The 18103-nt window shown below is 60.6% G+C and carries 13 protein-coding genes, 2 tRNA genes and 2 pseudogenes; 11 read left to right on the forward strand and 6 right to left on the reverse strand.

Annotated elements, in window-relative coordinates; genetic code table 11:
- Positions 1–652 precede the first annotated feature (652 nt).
- The 3 genes from ASD64_RS11100 (at position 653) to ASD64_RS11110 (ending at position 2995) form a co-directional block, all read left to right on the forward strand.
- Positions 653–1174: a CoA-binding protein gene (locus ASD64_RS11100; protein ID WP_056104891.1), complete on the forward strand. Its 522-nt coding sequence runs from the start codon at positions 653–655 to the stop codon at positions 1172–1174.
- Between the two features lie 150 nt (positions 1175–1324).
- Positions 1325–2608 (forward strand): O-acetylhomoserine aminocarboxypropyltransferase, encoded by a 1284-nt coding sequence (locus ASD64_RS11105; RefSeq protein WP_056104893.1) that lies wholly within the window; start codon positions 1325–1327, stop codon positions 2606–2608.
- 39 nt (positions 2609–2647) lie between these two features.
- Positions 2648–2995, forward strand: coding sequence for a cupin domain-containing protein (locus ASD64_RS11110; RefSeq protein ID WP_056104895.1), 348 nt, complete (start codon positions 2648–2650; stop codon positions 2993–2995).
- Here ASD64_RS11110 and ASD64_RS11115 read toward each other — a convergent pair.
- The gene (locus ASD64_RS11115) at positions 2985–4241 is read right to left on the reverse strand and encodes a cytochrome P450 (protein WP_056104898.1); all 1257 of its coding nucleotides are present in this window, start codon (positions 4239–4241) and stop codon (positions 2985–2987) included. The two genes, ASD64_RS11110 and ASD64_RS11115, sit on opposite strands and share 11 nt — an antisense overlap.
- 127 nt (positions 4242–4368) lie before the next feature.
- Between ASD64_RS11115 and ASD64_RS11120 the strand changes: the two genes are divergently transcribed.
- The 5 genes from ASD64_RS11120 to ASD64_RS11140 all read left to right on the forward strand — a co-directional run bounded on the left by ASD64_RS11120 (position 4369) and on the right by ASD64_RS11140 (position 10977).
- Positions 4369–5472 carry an NAD(P)/FAD-dependent oxidoreductase gene (locus ASD64_RS11120; RefSeq protein WP_056105093.1) on the forward strand — a complete coding sequence of 368 codons (1104 nt, stop codon included), beginning with the start codon at positions 4369–4371 and terminating at the stop codon, positions 5470–5472.
- 165 nt (positions 5473–5637) lie between these two features.
- Entirely contained in the window at positions 5638–6270 is a 633-nt protein-coding gene (clpP, locus tag ASD64_RS11125) for an ATP-dependent Clp endopeptidase proteolytic subunit ClpP (protein ID WP_056104900.1), read from the forward strand.
- Between the two features lie 288 nt (positions 6271–6558).
- Positions 6559–7833, forward strand: coding sequence for an ATP-dependent Clp protease ATP-binding subunit ClpX (gene clpX / locus ASD64_RS11130; protein ID WP_056104902.1), 1275 nt, complete (start codon positions 6559–6561; stop codon positions 7831–7833).
- A 263-nt stretch (positions 7834–8096) separates the two neighbouring features.
- Entirely contained in the window at positions 8097–10508 is a 2412-nt protein-coding gene (gene lon, locus ASD64_RS11135) for an endopeptidase La (RefSeq protein WP_056104904.1), read from the forward strand.
- Between the two features lie 196 nt (positions 10509–10704).
- Positions 10705–10977 (forward strand): HU family DNA-binding protein, encoded by a 273-nt coding sequence (locus ASD64_RS11140; protein WP_056105095.1) that lies wholly within the window; start codon positions 10705–10707, stop codon positions 10975–10977.
- 381 nt (positions 10978–11358) lie between these two features.
- Here the strand turns inward: ASD64_RS11140 and ASD64_RS11145 are convergent.
- Positions 11359–11435, reverse strand: a tRNA-Asp gene (locus tag ASD64_RS11145).
- A 217-nt stretch (positions 11436–11652) separates the two neighbouring features.
- Here ASD64_RS11145 and ASD64_RS11150 point away from each other — a divergent pair.
- A tRNA-Val gene (locus ASD64_RS11150) sits at positions 11653–11728 on the forward strand.
- A gap of 339 nt (positions 11729–12067) precedes the next feature.
- Here ASD64_RS11150 and ASD64_RS11155 read toward each other — a convergent pair.
- The 3 genes from ASD64_RS11155 to ASD64_RS11165 are packed head-to-tail and all read right to left on the reverse strand — an operon-like array spanning position 12068 to position 14434.
- Entirely contained in the window at positions 12068–13732 is a 1665-nt protein-coding gene (locus ASD64_RS11155; RefSeq protein WP_244480763.1) for a recombinase family protein, read from the reverse strand.
- Complete coding sequence (locus ASD64_RS11160) at positions 13729–14202, reverse strand: DUF2924 domain-containing protein (RefSeq protein ID WP_082549953.1); 474 nt, start codon at positions 14200–14202, stop codon at positions 13729–13731. Before ASD64_RS11160 ends, ASD64_RS11155 begins: the two co-directional genes overlap by 4 nt.
- Positions 14203–14206: 4 nt before the next feature.
- Positions 14207–14434, reverse strand: a complete 228-nt coding sequence (locus ASD64_RS11165) for a DUF3489 domain-containing protein (RefSeq protein WP_274533361.1) — start codon at positions 14432–14434, stop codon at positions 14207–14209.
- A 563-nt stretch (positions 14435–14997) separates the two neighbouring features.
- Between ASD64_RS11165 and ASD64_RS11170 the strand changes: the two genes are divergently transcribed.
- Complete coding sequence (locus tag ASD64_RS11170) at positions 14998–15906, forward strand: tyrosine-type recombinase/integrase (protein ID WP_056104912.1); 909 nt, start codon at positions 14998–15000, stop codon at positions 15904–15906.
- A gap of 3 nt (positions 15907–15909) precedes the next feature.
- A pseudogene (locus ASD64_RS11175) lies at positions 15910–17032 on the forward strand (transposase).
- 547 nt (positions 17033–17579) lie between these two features.
- On the opposite strand, the pseudogene ASD64_RS20610 reads toward ASD64_RS11175, so the two are convergent.
- Positions 17580–17853, reverse strand: a pseudogene (locus ASD64_RS20610) (transposase); the annotation flags it as partial.
- Positions 17854–18103: the final 250 nt, after the last annotated feature.

Here is an 18103-nt window from a genome sequence, read left to right on the forward strand (position 1 = left end):
AACCGCATGGCCGGTGTGCCGGTTGAGGGAAGCCACCGGACGGGCGGCCGCAAGGTCGCATTACTTACCTAAACGAGCGTCCGAACGGCCGCCCGTCTTCCCTACCTCTCAATCGAGGTCAGTTCTTTGACAATGGCCAGGGCCGAAAAGGCAGCGTGGCAATGAATAGACGCAACTTCGTCATCCTAGGGCGGAGCAGGCCGAAGGCCGTCGCGCAGACCCTGGGATCCATGCCGTGACGGAGCGGCAGCGTGGTACGGTGCAGAACATCCCTCGTTCTGNCGTCATCCTAGGGCGGAGCAGGCCGAAGGCCGTCGCGCAGACCCTGGGATCCATGCCGTGACGGAGCGGCAGCGTGGTACGGTGCAGAACATCCCTCGTTCTGAGCCCCCGTGAGCCTCCCGGCCATTACGGCATGGATCCTCGGGTCGCGCCTTTCGCTGCGCTCACGCTTGCCCGAGGATGACGAAGGAAAAAAGCGATGTGTCCCTCATCGCTCCCCAAGCGGCACGAAGGAAACCAGCGGGGCAAAAACACCCAGACGGCAAGCGCCGGGCGTGGCAATGAAGAAATATGCTTGCAAGCCCATAGCGGCCTGTCTTCGCCATCTGTCGCATTGACCGACAGCCACTCCTTGTCCCAGAAGTCAGCCATGAATCACGACGCCTACGACAATGCTTACATTTCCGGCATCCTCAACTCGGTGAAGACCGTCGCCATGGTCGGCGCGTCGGCCAACGACGTGCGCCCCAGCTTCTTCGTGCTGAAATATCTGCTCAACAAGGGGTTCTCGGTGTTCCCGGTCAATCCGGGTCATGCCGGCAAGGAAATCCTCGGCCGCATGACCTACGCGAAGTTGTCGGATATCCCCGAACCCATCGACATGATCGACATTTTTCGTGCCTCCGCCGCTGTGCCGCCGATTGTCGACGAGGCGCTGGGGCTCGATCCATTGCCCAAGGTCATCTGGATGCAGTTGACCTTGGGCAACGATGAAGCGGCGGCCAAGGCCGAGGCCGCCGGCGTAAAGGTGGTGATGAACCGTTGCCCCAAGATCGAATATGGCCGCCTGTCCGGTGAGATCGGCTGGAACGGCGTCAATTCCGGCGTCTTGTCGTCGAAAAAACCGGTCATGCGCAGCGGATTTCAGAGTTTCGGCATCCGGGAACGATAGGCCTGGAATTTTATTCTAGTGACTAGGCATTTAGTCGCCAGTTTATTTCGCCACGAAGAGTGGTGAGGCATTTTCCCCTTTGCAATCGCAACCGCGCTCCTTCAAAGATGCAGCCGGTTTCAAAGCACAATTTTCCTGGAGGGAATTTCCATGTCACAACGCACGCCCGGTTTCGACACGCTTGCCGTACATGCTGGCGCGAAGCCCGATCCGGCAACCGGCGCGCGCGCCGTGCCGATCTACCAGACCACGTCCTTCGTGTTCGAGAACGCCGATCACGCGGCGGCCCTTTTCGGGTTGAAGGCGTTCGGCAACATCTACACGCGCATCATGAACCCGACGCAGGCCGTGCTGGAAGAGCGGGTTGCCGCCCTTGAAGGCGGCACCGCTGCCCTTGCCACGGCTTCGGGTCAGGCGGCGCACCTGCTCGTCTTCCACACGCTGCTGGAATCCGGCGACAATTTCGTCGCCGCCAGCACGCTTTATGGCGGCACCATCAACCAGTTCGGCCATGCCTTCAAGAATTTCGGTTGGAACGTGCGCTGGGCCGATATCAACGATCCGGCCAGCTTCGAAAAGCAGATCGACAACCGCACCAAGGCGATCCATATCGAGAGCCTTGCCAATCCCGGCGGCGAATTCGTCGACGTCAAGACGATTGCCGATATCGCGCACAAGCACGGATTGCCGCTGATCGTCGACAACACCTTGGCCTCGCCCTATCTGGTGCGGCCGATCGAGCACGGCGCCGACATCGTCGTGCATGCGTTGACCAAGTTCATCGGCGGTCACGGCAATTCCATCGGCGGCATCATCGTTGACGGCGGCACCTTCGATTGGTCGAAGTCTGGCAAGTATCCGATGCTTTCGTCGCCGCGCCCCGAATATGGCGGCATGGTGCTGCATGAGACGTTCGGCAATTTCGCCTTCGCCATCGCGGCCCGCGTGCTTGGCCTGCGCGATCTCGGCCCGGCGATCTCGCCGTTCAACGCCTTCCTCATCCTCACCGGCCTTGAAACGCTGCCGCTGCGCATGCAGCGTCATTGCGACAACGCGCTGGCGGTAGCCGAATGGCTGTCGAAGCACCCCAAGATCTCGTGGGTTTCCTATCCGGGCCTGAAAGGCGACAAGAACCACGCGCTCCAGCAGAAATACTCGCCCAAGGGCGCCGGCGCCGTCTTCACCTTCGGCCTCAAGGGCGGCTACGATGCAGGCATCAAGCTGGTCGAAGGCCTGGAACTGTTCTCGCACCTTGCCAATATCGGCGACACCAAATCGCTGGTCATTCATCCGGCCTCGACCACGCACCGCCAGCTTTCGGAAGAACAGCGCAGGGCTGCCGGCGCCGGCGACGAAGTGGTGCGTATTTCGGTCGGCATCGAGGATGTCGCCGATATTATCGCCGATCTGGAGCAGTCTCTGGCGAAGGCCTGACGCGCATGGCATGGAAGGCTTTGCAGAACGGAGCCTTCCATGTCCGCTAGTTTTCTGAAAATCACGACTGACGGGATCGAGCCTGAACTCGGAGCGCCGGCGGCGGATCGGCTGATTTCAGGCGATCCGAAGTTCCGCACCTGGAATGCCGAGGAACGCGACGGCGGCCTCTATGCCGGCATATGGGAATCGACGCCCGGCAAATGGCGCATCGAATATGACGAATGGGAGTTCTGCCATATCCTGACCGGCGTTTCGGTGATCGCCGAGGACGGCGGCGAAGCCCGTACGGTGAAGGTCGGCGACAGCTTCGTCCTGAGACCGGGCTTCAAGGGAAGCTGGGAAGTGCTTGAAACGACTCGCAAGGAGTATGTCATCAAGCTTTGATCTGCAGCCTCTCCAGTCCGTGGAAATGGTAGGTGTCCCGAAAGCGTGGCTGCTCCGCAAGTTTCATCTCCGGCAGGCGGGTAAACAGCGTCTTCAACGATACTTGCAACTCCAACCGGGCCAGCGGCGCCCCGATGCAGAAATGGATGCCGGCGCCGAACGTTACGTTCTTCTGGTCCACCCGACCCAGCCGGAACGCTTCCGGCTCGGCAAAGGCGGCGGGATCGTGGTTGGCCATGCCGAGCAAAAGCCCGACAAGTTCCCCAGGACGCAGAACGACACCCGGAGCGATTTCCAAATCCTCGTAGGCGTAGCGCGTGAACATGTGCAGCGGCGCATCGAAGCGAAGGCATTCCTCCACGGTGGCGGCGGTCGCCTCGGGCGTGGCGAAGAAGCGGCGGGGATCGCCGCCTTGGGCGAGGATGGTGCGCACCGCATTGCCGGCCTGGTGCACCGTCGCTTCATGGCCGGCGTTAAGCAGCAGGATCGTCGATGAGATGAGTTCGTCTTCCGACAACTTCTGGCCGTCCTCTTGCGCCGAGATCAGCAGCGACAAGAGATCGTCACCGGGGTTGCGCCGTCGCTCTGCCACGTACTGCCGCAGGAAGTCGGCGAACGCGTTGGCCGCCCGATTGGCGGTTTCCTCGATCTCGCGCGTGCGGCCATGCATATACATGGCCACTATCTGGTGCGACCAGTCGAGCAGTTGCGGCCCCATTTCGACCGGCACGCCAAGCATTTCGGCGATGATGGTGATCGGCAGCGGTGCGGCATAGGCGGTTAGAAGGTCGACGGAAGCGTTGGGTTCGAAGCGGTCAATCAACTGGTTGGCAAGTACCTCGACGCGTGGCCTCAGCCGTTCGACCTGGCGCGAGACGAAGGCCCGGTTGACCAGCGTCCGTAACCTGGTGTGCACTGGCGGCTCGAGTTCGAGCAGAGAATTCGCCTCGATGGCGTCGAATGCCTTGAGGTGGTGCCGATCCTTGGCCGTGCCGCGTGTGTCGGGGATACCGCCGGGGTTCTGGCGGCCGAAGCGCCGGTCGCGCAACAGCCGGTTGACGCTGTCGAAGCCGCCGAGGCACCAGAAGCCGAAATCCTCCCAGAAGAAGGCCGGGCTTGCACCATGCAGCCACCGATAGGCCTCGTAAGGGTTCTGCACGAAGGCCGGTTGATGCGGGTCGAGCCGAACATGCCGCGTGGCAGGATCGAAGGCGAGATAGGCGGGCGGGTCAAAGGCATCCAGCATTGCCAAGCAATAGACCGGCGTGGGCGAAACGGAAATGAGGCCAGATGCACCTCTATCGGTTGAGCCAAGCCTTGCCGGCGGCATATCAGCCCGTATGTTGGAGACTGGGCAGCAAAGGTGGATGTCGATGCAGGTTATCGTGGTGGGGGCCGGAATAGCGGGCCTGTCGACGGCGTGGTCGTTGGCCAAGCTTGGGCACAGTGTCTCCATCGTGGAACAGGGGCCGATTCCCAATCCGCTGGCCGCCTCGGGCGATCACCACCGTATCATCCGCCGCGCCTACCCGGCCGGTTCCGGCTACGGCCAATTGATCACTGAGGCCTACGAGGCATGGGACGAGATGTGGGCCGATCTCGGTGAGAACCATCTCGACCAGCGCGGTTTCATGTGCGTGTCGCGCGAGCCGGGCGATGAGGCGGAAGAATATCGCGAAGGCATGGAAGCGGGCGGCTTTCCGATCGAGCTTCTGGAACCGGGTGCAGCGGTAAAACGCTGGCCATTCCTTGAGGCAGGCACTTTCCGCTACGCATATTATTCGCCGGATGGCGGCGCGCTTCACTGCCGCCGGATCGCTTGCGGACTTGTCGCCTGGCTGCGCAGGAATGGCGTCAACGTCTATGAGCACAGCAAGGTGACGCGGGTCGATGCCGAGGCGGGCAGGGTGGTGCTCGAGGGTGGCGAAACCATGCAGGCCGACCGTGTCGTGGTGACGGCCGGTGCCTGGGTGCTGAAGCTCTTCCCGGAATTGGGCGGGGAACTCACCGCCTACCGCACCGCACTTGCCTATGTCGAGCCGCCGGCCGACCTCAAAGCGGCGTGGGAAGCGGCCCCCGTCATCCTCGATGTCGGCGGGGCGACGGATGGCTACATGATTCCGCCGACGCGCGGCACCGGCATGAAGTTCGGCGCCAACCTTTACAAGGTGCCGACCAGCGATGCCGACTGGAATCGCGAACCGGTGGCAGGCGAGGGCGAGGCAATCCGCAACCTGTTTTCGCCGCCGATTGCACGCATCGCCGAGTACAAGGTAACGGAGGTGGTAACCTGCGGCTACATTTTCACGGCGGACGAGAAGTTCCTGGCTCGCGAATTCGGCAAGTGCCTTGTCGTATCGCCATGTTCGGGACATGGCTATAAATTCGGTGCCGCGGTCGGCAGGCGCGTGGCCGCGGGCGTGGATAGCGGCGATATCCCCGGCTTGAAGCGCTGGCTGCGGGCTGAAATCGCATGAGTTGGCGGGATCGCTTCGTTAACTGGCAACCTTAACAACGCCTGCGAGAGGGTCGGCCTTGCGCAAGGGTAAGGCGGCATCCTATTTACGGTGCAACGAACCGCAACGATTCTGCCCCGGCCCCTCTCATTCCCGTGCCGGACCACCTCGACAAAGGGACAGTCCATGAAGAACCCGATCGAAACCTACATGAACCTCGTTCCGATGGTGGTCGAGCAAACCAACCGCGGCGAACGCGCGTACGACATCTTTTCTCGGCTGTTGAAGGAACGCATCATCTTCATCACCGGCCCTGTGGAAGACGGCATGGCGACGCTCGTCTGTGCCCAGCTCCTTTTCCTGGAGGCTGAAAATCCCAAGAAGGAAATCAACCTCTACATCAATTCGCCGGGTGGCGTGGTGACTTCGGGCATGGCGATCTACGACACCATGCAGTTCATCAAGCCTGCGGTATCGACTTTATGCATTGGGCAGGCGGCCTCGATGGGCTCGCTGCTGCTGACGGCCGGCCACAAGGACATGCGCTTCGCCACTCCGAACGCCCGCATCATGGTTCACCAGCCTTCCGGCGGTTTCCAGGGCCAGGCATCCGACATCGAGCGCCATGCCCAGGACATCATCAAGCTGAAGCGCCGCCTCAACGAGGTCTATGTCAAACATACCGGCAAGGACTACGAGACGATCGAAAAAACCCTCGATCGCGACCATTTCATGACCGCAGACGAGGCCATGGAATTCGGCCTGATCGACAAGGTCATTTCGTCGCGTGAAGCGGCCGAGGCAGCCTCGAAGGACTGAATATAGAGCGCGGCGTCACAAAGGCGTGCTTTTGCAGTCATTTGCGGCATTTCGGCCACAATTGGCTGTTCCCTCGGCCCGCGCGATTGCCTACGTTAAGGCAATGTTGATTTTCGACGGCTTAGTTTCATGCTGGGTTTCGGGAGTCATTGCCACGTTTTCTGATTTGTGTTTCGTAAGGAATACGTTGCGGGCGCCAGGAGGCTGGCGGCGGCGGATTCCCGCGCTAGACTAGGTACGCATCCTGTCAGCCAGCCCATCGGCGGACGGTCATGAAAGGACTGGAAGATGAGCAAGGTCAGCAACGGCGGCGGCGATTCCAAGAACACGCTTTATTGCTCGTTCTGCGGCAAGAGCCAGCATGAAGTGCGCAAACTGATCGCTGGACCTACGGTCTTCATCTGCGACGAGTGCGTCGAACTGTGTATGGACATCATCCGCGAGGAGAACAAGACCTCGATGGTGAAGTCGCGCGAAGGCGTGCCGACTCCGCAGGAAATTCTCAAGGTGCTCGACGACTACGTCATCGGCCAGCCCTACGCCAAGCGCGTGCTGTCGGTGGCTGTCCACAACCACTACAAGCGCCTCGCCCACGCCGGCAAGAGCAACGATGTCGAACTGGCGAAGTCGAACATTCTTCTGATCGGCCCGACCGGCTGCGGCAAGACGCTGCTGGCCCAGACGCTGGCCCGCATCATCGACGTGCCGTTCACCATGGCCGACGCCACGACGCTCACCGAGGCTGGTTATGTCGGTGAGGACGTGGAAAACATCATCCTCAAGTTGCTGCAGTCCGCCGACTACAATGTCGAGCGTGCCCAGCGCGGCATCGTCTACATCGACGAGATCGACAAGATTTCCCGCAAGTCGGACAATCCGTCGATCACCCGCGACGTGTCGGGCGAGGGCGTGCAGCAGGCCTTGCTCAAGATAATGGAAGGCACGGTTGCCTCGGTACCGCCGCAGGGCGGCAGGAAGCACCCCCAGCAGGAATTCCTGCAGGTCGATACCGCCAACATCCTGTTCATCTGCGGCGGCGCCTTTGCCGGCCTGGACAAGATCATTTCCGATCGCGGCCGCAAGACGTCGATTGGCTTTGGGGCGACGGTTGCCTCGCCTGAAGATCGGCGCAGCGGCGAAGTCTTCCGCCTTGTCGAGCCCGAGGACTTGCTGAAATTCGGCCTTATCCCCGAATTCGTCGGCCGTCTGCCGGTGCTGGCGACGCTGGAGGACCTTGACGAACCAGCCCTGATCCAGATCCTGACCGAGCCGAAGAACGCGCTCGTCAAGCAGTACCAGCGCCTGTTCGAGATGGAAAATGTCGACCTGACCTTCCACGAGAACGCGCTGTCGGCCATCGCCAAGCGCGCCATCGAGCGCAAGACAGGCGCGCGCGGCCTGCGTTCGATCATGGAAGCGATCCTGCTCGACACTATGTTCGAATTGCCAGCCCTCGAAGGTGTGCGCGAGGTCGTCATTTCGGAGGAAGTGGTGTCCGGCAATGCCAGGCCGCTCTACATCTACTCCGACACCAAGGAAAAGAAGGGCAACGTCAGCGCCTAGTCTTGCCCGGCTGGACTGTCGAAACGGCGCCTGGAGGCGCCGTTTTGCTGTTATCTGCCTTGGAGGGCACAGATCGTCCGGCTATACGAATGCGCTGGACCTTGATCTTTCGTGCATATGTATCCAACTAACTGTGGAAGGCCGCGGCCCGTATTCTGTGCTGTAAATCTCCGGTCACAAACGGTGGTAGGCGGAACGACCCGCGGTCGTTAATATAGGATTCGCGATTGGCTAAAGAGCGATCGTGAAGGAAAGGTTTGACAATGGCCAAAATAGCCCGGTCCACCGGCGACGGCGTCTACGCAGTCCTCCCGTTGCGCGATATCGTGGTCTTTCCACATATGATCGTGCCGCTCTTTGTCGGCCGCGAGAAATCCATCAAGGCGCTCGAGGACGTGATGGGGCAGGAAAAGCAGATTCTGCTCGCCACCCAAATGAATGCCGCCGATGACGATCCGGAGCCGGGCGCAATTTACGACGTCGGCACGCTCGCCAACGTCCTGCAGTTGCTGAAACTTCCCGACGGCACCGTGAAGGTGCTGGTCGAAGGTACGTCGCGCGCCAAGATCGCGTCGTTCACCGACCGTGCCGACTTCCATGAGGCGCACGCCTCGGTCTTGACCGAGCCGAGCGATGAGGAAGTCGAGGTCGAGGCACTTGCGCGCTCGGTGGTCTCTGACTTCGAAAATTATGTCAAGCTGAACAAGAAGATCTCGCCGGAGGTGGTTGGCGCAGCCAGCCAGATCGACGACTATTCGAAGCTTGCCGATACAGTCGCCTCGCATCTCGCGATCAAGATTCCCGAGAAGCAGGAGATGTTGGGTACGCTTTCCGTCAAGGAACGCCTCGAACGCGCCATGGGCTTCATGGAGGCCGAAATCTCCGTCCTTCAGGTGGAAAAGCGCATCCGCTCGCGCGTCAAGCGCCAGATGGAGAAGACGCAGCGCGAGTACTACCTCAACGAGCAGATGAAGGCGATCCAGAAGGAACTCGGCGAGGGCGAGGACGGCCGCGACGAGGCCGCCGAGATCGAGGCGCGCATCAAGAAGACCAAGCTGACCAAGGAGGCCCGCGAAAAGGCGGAAGCCGAGCTGAAGAAGCTGCGCACCATGTCGCCGATGTCGGCGGAAGCCACCGTCGTGCGCAACTATCTCGACTGGCTGCTGTCTATCCCGTGGGGCCGCAATTCCAAGGTCAAGCAGGATCTGAATTTCTCGCAGGATGTGCTCGATTCCGATCACTATGGCCTCGACAAGGTCAAGGAGCGCATTGTCGAGTACCTGGCTGTGCAGAGCCGCCAGAAGAAGCTGAAAGGCCCGATCCTGTGCCTTGTCGGCCCTCCCGGCGTCGGCAAGACCTCACTCGGCAAATCTATTGCCAAGGCAACGGGTCGCGAGTTCATCCGCATGGCGCTGGGCGGCGTGCGTGACGAAGCCGAGATCAGGGGCCACCGCCGCACCTATATCGGCTCGATGCCCGGCAAGGTCATCCAGTCGATGAAGAAGGCGAAGAAGTCCAACCCGCTCTTCCTGCTCGATGAGATCGACAAGATGGGTCAGGACTTCCGTGGCGATCCGTCATCGGCCTTGCTGGAGGTTCTCGATCCGGAACAGAACTCGACGTTCATGGACCACTATCTCGAGGTCGAATACGACCTGTCGAGCGTGATGTTCGTGACGACGGCGAATACGCTTAACATTCCGGGTCCGCTTATGGACCGCATGGAAATCATCCGCATCGCCGGCTACACCGAGGATGAAAAGATCGAGATCGCCAAGCGGCACCTGATGTCGAAGGTGGTGCGCGACCACGCCTTGCAACCGAAGGAGTTCTCGGTCAGCGAGGATGCCATCCGCGCTATCATCCAGACCTATACCCGTGAGGCCGGCGTACGCAGCCTTGAGCGCGAGCTGATGAAGCTCGGCAGGAAGGCCGTGACCGAAATCCTGAAAACCAAGAAGAAGTCGGTGAAGATCACCGCAGAAAACTTGGCGGATTATCTCGGCGTGCAGCGCTATCGCTTCGGCATGGCCGAGACGGACGATCAGGTCGGCGTCGTCACCGGCCTGGCCTGGACCGAGGTTGGTGGCGAATTGCTGACGATCGAAGGCGTCATGATGCCCGGCAAGGGCCGCATGACGGTCACCGGCAACCTCAAGGACGTGATGAAGGAATCGATTTCGGCGGCGGCCTCTTATGTCCGCTCGCGCGCCATCGATTTCGGCATCGAGCCGCCGCTGTTCGACAAGCGCGATATCCACGTGCACGTTCCGGAAGGGGCGACCCCGAAGGACGGCCCATCGGCCGGCGTTGCCATGGCAACCGCGATCGTCTCGGTTATGACGGGCATTCCGGTCAAGGCCGATGTAGCCATGACGGGCGAAATCACGCTGCGCGGTCGGGTGCTTCCCATCGGCGGCCTCAAGGAGAAACTGCTGGCCGCACTTCGCGGCGGCATCAAGAAGGTGCTGATCCCGGAAGACAACGCCAAGGATCTGGCTGAGATTCCGGACAATGTGAAGAACGGCATGGAAATCATACCTGTTGCCAGGGTTGGTGAGGTGCTGAGCCATGCGTTGGTGCGGATGCCGGAGGCGATCGAATGGGTGGAGCCGGCAGGAGCGCCCGCTTCAGTCGATGCGACGGACGATGCGGGCAAGGCGTTCGCACATTAGAAATCGCTAACGTTGCATTGCGACAATGCGAAAGCCGGGCCTCGTGCCCGGCTTTTTCATGTCAAAAGCCCGGAAAACAGGGGATTTCTCGCTGTTTGCGACGCAATTTTGCTTGGTTGCTGCAACTCTTCTTCTTACAGTCCGTTTCCTGCCGGATGAGTCTTTCGTCCCGGTTTTCTCATGGAAGGGAAACTTTATGAACAAGAACGAACTGGTGTCCGCTGTCGCCGATGCCGCGAAGATTTCGAAGGGTGACGCGCAGTCGGCGGTAGATGCGGTGTTTTCCGTCATCACCGGCGAGTTGAAGAAGGGCGGCGATGTCCGGCTTGTCGGCTTTGGAAATTTCACCGTGTCCAAGCGTGCTGCATCGACCGGCCGCAATCCGCAGACCGGCGCCGAAGTGAAGATTCCGGCGCGCACAGTACCGAAGTTCTCTGCCGGCAAGGGCTTGAAGGACGCGGTCAATTAAAACACGCTGCCATTTCATACATTGAAAAGCCGGGCCTTCCCGGCTTTTCTTTTGCCTGGCCGCCTGCTGACGGGTGGTCGGCAACGATTGTCCCTTGCACGTCATTGTCGCCGGCCATTCTGCAAGCACAAAGAACCGCATGTCGGCGGACGCATTGTGGGAGATGTGCAGACCTGCACCAGTAACCCCCAGGAAAACGCCACGGACAATTCAAATGACTAGAGCAAGTCGGTCAATCTCGCTGCCGTTCGCACAGCCGATAAATCCCGTCGAAAAGGCGGGAAGATGCTCTCCGAAGAACGGAATGAATACAAAAGTCGAAATTCGGGAAAACAAAAGCGAAACTTATTTCAAGGGCCGTACCTAAGCCCCTGAAACAAATGGCGCGAGTGACGGGACTCGAACCCGCGACCTCCGGCGTGACAGGCCGGCACTCTAACCGACTGAGCTACACCCGCGCACAGACGAACACTGATCAATGTGTGCGTCGATGGCGGGTGGATAAGGGCTTCACCGCTGGGTGTCAAGCCGGGCAATCGACCTTGTGGGAAAACAATGGCTTGTTTTCGAGAAAAGACTTCTATTGAGGTCGCGGCGGACACGCTTGCTTTCGGCGAGGCACCTCGATAGGCCTTGCGAAGCGCGGCGGAACTGCTTAAAGGTCCGCCCCGCTAAGGGCGATTAGCTCAGTTGGTAGAGCGCTTCGTTTACACCGAAGATGTCGGCGGTTCGAGTCCGTCATCGCCCACCATTCAGCCTTGGCGCTTTGCGTCGGTTGGAGCATTCTCCAAATAGTGTCGACATTTCCGCCGCTTGCCGGGGCAGAGACGGATTGAGGTCCACGTTGACCGCGGGTTCTCGCAGTTTCGGAGCAATTTTCAGCTGTTCGTCTCAGTTGGGCACTTCCGGTCGCAACTATGTTGACCTGGTGATGGTTTGACCATCTCGCTGATGCAGACGAGATCGTCGCCCGACTTCACTAGCCGAGCAAACTCGCATCATGGCATTGGTTCATATGGTCGACGACGGGTAGAAGGCAGCTGACTCGCTGCTCTTCGCTGATCATGCCTGGTGACCGCGCGTTTGGGGATCAGGTAAAGAGCACCTGACGTTGCGCGGACCAGGACAGTGGCAGCTCGACGGTCCGAAGTAGCCCATGGGCATTCAGAGAAGCAGGATTACGGCCGGTCAGGATCGCTTCTGTGGTTTTGGGATCTAGAAACGCCAGCGGCAGGGCCTGGCTGACCTCTGAGGGATGCACTCCGTACAGGGCCGCCACATCGCTGCGCGATTTGCCCGCCGTCATCGCCGTCAAGTAGCAATGGGATTTTGCAATGAGACGCACCAAGGCTTCGTCAATTGTTTGGTTAGGGCTGGTACCATCTGAGAGCACGAGTTTGGTTTCGATCCCACGGCGTGCAATCGCAAGGGGAATGGTGACCACATGTGACCCGTAAGCCTCGATCGATTCGGTTTGATGTTCTGCTTGCGTGAGATGCTGGATAATCGCCCCGATGTTGAAGCGGATGGTGATGGTATCCGGAGCAAGGTCGATGCGCTCGACGATATCCTGGAGGATCTCGCGCCGGTGCGCCGCTGTCAGCCCCTGATAGCCTTCAACAAGCTGTTCGACGTTGCGCACGCCGGAGGCGATAAGCTCGCCGAGACCATGATCTTTCATCCAGGACGCAAGGGTGGCGTGATCGGAGAGAAGGCGCATCAGTTCAGCTTCAATGAGACTTTCCAGTTCGGTAGCGGGGAGACGCCAGCCGTCACCGCTTCTCCGCTTGGCCTGCATCAGTCGATGCGAGATGTAATAGCGGTAACGCTTGCCGAGCTTGCGGGCATGTGTTGGGCTCAGCCGATCGCCAGTCTCATCGAACAAGATGCTTGTCAGGAGATGCACATCTTGTCGGTTTTGCGCCGACGATCGGTTCGCAGCCTGGGCCTTAAGCAATTGCTGGACGCCAGCGAAGAGTGGCGCATCGATGATGCCAAAGTGCTCACCATCGTAAAGCTGTCCGCCATGCCTGATCTTGCCAATGTAGATAGGGTTGGAAAGCAGGTGATAGAGCGCCCCGCGCGTGAACGAGGTTTGTCCGCTTTTGCCGAGCACACCGGAACGGTTTGCTTCTTCGACAAGATCTCGAACCGACCTCAGTTCGATGTAGGTGTGGAACAAGTATCGCACCGTTGCTGCTTCGCTATCGTCGATCACAAGCTTTCGATCCTGGACGCGATAGCCAAGTGGCACCACACCGCCCATCCACATGCCCTTCATCTTGGAGGCCGAGATCTTGTCGCGGATGCGCTCTGCCGTGACCTCTCGCTCGAACTGTGCGAAAGACAGAAGGATGTTGAGGGTCAGCCGACCCATAGAGGTGGTTGTGTTGAACTGCTGGGTGATTGAGACGAACGACACGGCAGCAGCCTCAAAGACTTCGACCATTTTTGAGAAGTCGGCAAGCGATCGGGTGAGCCGATCAATCTTGTAGACCACGACCACGTCGATCTTCTTCTGGCGAATGTCGGCAAGAAGACGCTGCAGGGCAGGGCGCTCCATTGTGCCGCCAGAAATGCCACCATCATCGTAGTGGTCATTGACCAGTTTCCAGCCGAGCCCGACCTGTGAAGCGATATAGGCGACGCAGGCTTCACGTTGCGCGTCGAGTGAATTGAACTCCTGGTCGAGCCCTTCCTCGGTTGATTTGCGGGTATAGACCGCGCAGCGCAGTTTTGGTTGTTGCATGCTCATAGGCCGAAGAACCTCGGTCCTGACCAATGGGCGCCGGTGATCTTCCGGGCGATCGCCGACAAGGATCTGTAGACTTGATCCTCAAAGGCAAAGCCGTCTTCCAGCACCTCGACCAAATGCTGTTTGCCATTCCACTGCCGCAGCAAGCGCGTCCCGGGACGGAGAGCTGCGGGCGACGACTTGAAAGAAGCGTTCCTCCCTTGCCCTTCAACCTGTAGACGTCTCGCCTTGGCGCGCGACGTGGCCTCGACTTCCATCGTTGCAGACTTGAGTGCGCGACGCGCGCTGGCGCGCAATCCCCCAAACCGCTTCACCTGCAGCCAATAGGACGCAGAACGTTCGAGCAACAAGCGCCGGGTGCCCTTGGGGGCTGGTGTGCCGTACTGCTTTGCCCAGAGTTCGCACAGTTCAGGATAGGGGAGATCGCGAAGGATCGCGATCTCCTGCTCGATGTCGGCATCGGTGCGCATGGGCTCAGCCCTCAGCCGCGACACCATTGCCGATGCGATAGCGTCGGATGCCATCCTTGCCAGCTTCGCTGGTGAGACTCAGGCCAAACTTCTTCTTCACCGTCCCTGACAGAAAGCCACGCACTGAATGCGCCTGCCACCCAGTTGCCTCCATCATCGCTTCGATGGTTGCCCCTTTGGCGCTCTTAAGCTTCTTCAGCATCAGGTCCGCCTTCGTCGGGGTGGCACCCACGGACCTTGATGCCTTTGGTGCGGTATCGGGCGTCGTTGGCATTGCTGCCGGGGAAGCCTTGGGAGAGTGCCGCCTATGCTTGGAAGTTGCAGTAGTATCAGGCGTCGATGTGTCAACCTCAGCCAAACCGTCGCTGCGCGATTGGATGTGGACGAGTTCGGGATTGCTACTTGCCATGTTCATTCTCCGTCAGCTCAAGGTCAGACAATTCTGGCCGCCTGTACTGACTGAAGCCCGCCATGAGGCGGGCAGGGGAGGGAGTTGAGGCATATCGCGTCGGTCATCATGAACCAATGCTTGCCGTTCAGACGAAGTCGAGTGTTAAAGTTGACGCGCCGCAACATCTGGCTGGCTATCAGGTGGTGGCACCAATCATCGAACGCAAATCAGCGACCCAACGGTAGATTTGTCGAACGACCGGATTGGGGCCGGTGAACGAATCCGCTCGCGCGGGAGGGCGCCTGCGGTTGAGGTAGAAGGCACAGGCCGGGCGTCGCGCCTGCATTGAGCGTCGTGCGGCAGCGGCAGAGCATGACGGGCTTCTTCAACAAGGAGCCCAACCAATGCCCCATACCGTTCTCGACGCACCCGTCAGCCCGCTGCGCCAGCGGCTGATCGACGACATGAACTTGCGGCGTTTCTCCCGCGAGACGCAGCGCAACTATCTCCGCGACATCGGACGCCTGGCGGCATTCCTCGGGCGTTCACCTGACACGGCGACCGCCGACGACCTGCGTCGTTTCCAGGTCGAGCAGCAGGAAGACGGCGTTCCCGTGCCGACGATGAACAGCATCGTGTCGGCGCTGCGCTTCCTCTTCATCCACACGCTCGACCGCCCGGACCTGGCGCGCAGGCTCGTCCGGCTGGCGCATCGGCGCAACCTGCCCGTGGTGCTGAGCCGCGACGAGGTTGCCCGGCTGCTCAATGCCACCACGTGTCTCAAGCACCAGGCCGCATTGTCTGCCGCCTATGGTGCGGGCCTGCGCGTCGCGGAAGTGTCGATGCTGAAGGTCGCCGATGTCGACAGCGAGCGCATGCTGCTGCGCGTTGAGCGTGGCAAGGGCGGGCGATATCGCAACGCCATGCTCTCCGAGGATCTGCTCGCTCTCCTTCGTGAGTGGTGGAAGGTCGGTCGGCAGCAGGGTGTGATGCATCGCGACGGCTGGCTGTTCCCGGGCCAGCACGCGATGAAACCGATCAGCACGCGACAGCTCTATCGGATCGTCGTCGAGGCGGCCCGGGCCGCCGACATCGCCAAGCGGGTCGGGCCGCACACACTGCGCCACAGCTTCGCGACCCACCTTCTGGAGGACGGCACCGACATCCGGATCATCCAGGTCCTGCTCGGGCATGCCAAGCTCAACAACACTGCCCTCTACGCCAAGGTCGCGACCAAGACGGTGCGCACGGTCACGAGCCCGCTCGACAAGCTCGGGCTGTTCAGGCCGGCAGAGCTCTCGCCCGACGGCTGAGCCGTGCGGACCTCGATCGAGGTCGCCGACATCTTTCGCGCGGCAGGACCTGCCTATCGGGCCGCTCATTCCGGCCACCTGAGCCTGATCCAGCTCAAGGTCATGTCGGCGATCGAGCATTGCCGCACCGCCGCGCTCGGCGGTCACGTCGAGGCCTGTGAGGACTGTGGTCTTTGGCGCATCGCCTATAACAGCTGCCGCAACCGGCACTGCCCGAAGTGCCAGGGCGCGGCGGCGCGGACGTGGCTTGCCGAGCGCGAGGCCGACCTGTTGCCGGTCGGCTACTTCCACGTGGTGTTCACGCTGCCGGCCGAGGTCGGCGACATCGCGTTCCAGAACAAGGCGCCCGTCTACGACCTGCTGTTCAGGGCGGCGGCGGAGACGATGCTGACCATCGCCGCGGATCCGAAGCACCTCGGAGCCAGGATCGGCATCACCGCGGTGCTCCACACATGGGGCTCGGCGATGACCCACCATCCGCATGTCCACATGATCGTGCCGGGCGGCGGCATCGCACTGGGCGGAAGCCGATGGATATCGTCGCGTCCTGCCTTCCTGCTGCCGGTGCGCGTGCTCGGCAAGCTGTTCCGCCGTCTCTTCCTCACGCGGCTGGTCGCGCTGCACGACGCCGGGCGGCTCGGCTTCTTCGGGACCATGGCGCACCTGGCCGACCGCCGGCCCGGAGGCGGTGCTCGCCTACCTGTCCCGCTACACCCACCGGGTCGCGATCTCGAACAGCCGCCTGATCGCCTTTGACAAGAGCGGCGTCACCTTCCGCTACAAGGACTACCGCCGCGACGGCGCCGATCGTCAGCAGGTCATGACGCTCGCCACCGATGAGTTCATCCGCCGCTTCCTGATCCATGTCCTGCCGCGCGGCTTCCACCGCATCCGGCATTACGGCCTGCTTGCCAGCAGTTCCCGCAAGGTCAGCCTTGCGCTCGCCCGTGAACTCCTGGACGTCGCCGCGCCGCCCGACGACGACACCCTGGGCGAACCGGACGACTTCCGTCCGCCATGCCGCTGCTGCGGCGGACGCATGATCGTGATCGAGACGTTCGAACGCTGGCGGCAGCCGCGCGGGCCGCCGGACAAAACGACACCGAACCAGGAGACCACTCCATGACCCGGCATGGCTTGATCCGGCTTCCCGCCACAGGCGCTCAACCTGCGGCAACGGATCCACGCGTGTCCATGATGATTCCTGACGCAGAAAAGGCAAGCGTCCAGACCAGCGCCAGGCCGACAACACCGCGCGGAGGCACAACGAAGCGGTCTGTCCGCATCCATCTCCGCGCTTCCCAACGATGGTGGCCCACCCCCGACACCAGCCAAAATCCGAAATCTCCATAGCCATTGATTGTGGCCCGCGGGTTCCTTCCTCGGGGACTTTCATACGCCTGCCGGCGCCTGAAACTCTTCACGTCAGCGGACCGGCAGCTTTCGGAGCGAAGTTACCGATAAGCAGTCATTCCGGTAAGTCCTCCTTGTAGACGTCAAAACCAGGACGCCCTGCCGCTCCGCCTCCAGCTTATTTAACAATGACCATTGCGGTTAGATCCGTGGGTCAACATGCTCTACGCTGGCGCGCCAAGCGCACTGAACTTGTCTTCGGCGATCTTGCGCAGGATGCGGCGCAGGATCTTGGCCGAGCGGGTCTTGGGCAGGCCGGCGATGGTGCTGTCGAGCATCAGATATTTGTTGTCGCTGTCGGCGCACAGCGTGTCGAACACCCGTTCCCACACGCCGGTGTGGCACCATGCTGAAACGCCGGTGCACAGTCTTCCACTTGCCATAACGCTCGGGCAAGTCGCACAAGTACGCTCCTGATCTCAGAACCCACAAACAACCGTTCGTAAACCAACGGTTATCCGAGCCAGTGCGACCTGGATCACACGCCTTGCCAGGGAGAAACAGCGCGATCCGTGTCTCAACACGGAGACCCATAAATCAGACATCACTCTGTTTGGGAATCCTGAATGTCGATTGGCCCTAACATTAAAATCGGACCACCTGAGGGGAGGCCGGCCATGCTTCGGTGCTGGAATCGACTCACATCTGCTCAGCCCTCGGCTGCGGCACTATTGTCGATGCGATAGCTGTCAGGCGAAATGAGAAATTGACCCCCGAACGAAACGAAGAACTGACCCCTCGTTTTTGAGAGGATCAGTAGATGAGCGCAGAATTTCCATCGAAG

Origin of the sequence: Mesorhizobium sp. Root157, from assembly GCF_001427385.1 — a bacterium.
Lineage (GTDB): Bacteria > Pseudomonadota > Alphaproteobacteria > Rhizobiales > Rhizobiaceae > Mesorhizobium.

Coding starts and splice junctions, on each gene's coding strand:
- ASD64_RS11160 (WP_082549953.1), bottom strand. CDS start 14,202: ATGCGCACCGATGCCGACATCGAGCAGGAGATCGCGATCCTTCGCGAT.
- ASD64_RS11110 (WP_056104895.1), top strand. CDS start 2,648: ATGTCCGCTAGTTTTCTGAAAATCACGACTGACGGGATCGAGCCTGAA.
- ASD64_RS11170 (WP_056104912.1), top strand. CDS start 14,998: ATGCCCCATACCGTTCTCGACGCACCCGTCAGCCCGCTGCGCCAGCGG.
- ASD64_RS11115 (WP_056104898.1), bottom strand. CDS start 4,241: ATGCTGGATGCCTTTGACCCGCCCGCCTATCTCGCCTTCGATCCTGCC.
- ASD64_RS11155 (WP_244480763.1), bottom strand. CDS start 13,732: ATGAGCATGCAACAACCAAAACTGCGCTGCGCGGTCTATACCCGCAAA.
- ASD64_RS11105 (WP_056104893.1), top strand. CDS start 1,325: ATGTCACAACGCACGCCCGGTTTCGACACGCTTGCCGTACATGCTGGC.
- clpX (WP_056104902.1), top strand. CDS start 6,559: ATGAGCAAGGTCAGCAACGGCGGCGGCGATTCCAAGAACACGCTTTAT.
- ASD64_RS11140 (WP_056105095.1), top strand. CDS start 10,705: ATGAACAAGAACGAACTGGTGTCCGCTGTCGCCGATGCCGCGAAGATT.
- clpP (WP_056104900.1), top strand. CDS start 5,638: ATGAAGAACCCGATCGAAACCTACATGAACCTCGTTCCGATGGTGGTC.
- ASD64_RS11120 (WP_056105093.1), top strand. CDS start 4,369: ATGCAGGTTATCGTGGTGGGGGCCGGAATAGCGGGCCTGTCGACGGCG.
- ASD64_RS11100 (WP_056104891.1), top strand. CDS start 653: ATGAATCACGACGCCTACGACAATGCTTACATTTCCGGCATCCTCAAC.
- lon (WP_056104904.1), top strand. CDS start 8,097: ATGGCCAAAATAGCCCGGTCCACCGGCGACGGCGTCTACGCAGTCCTC.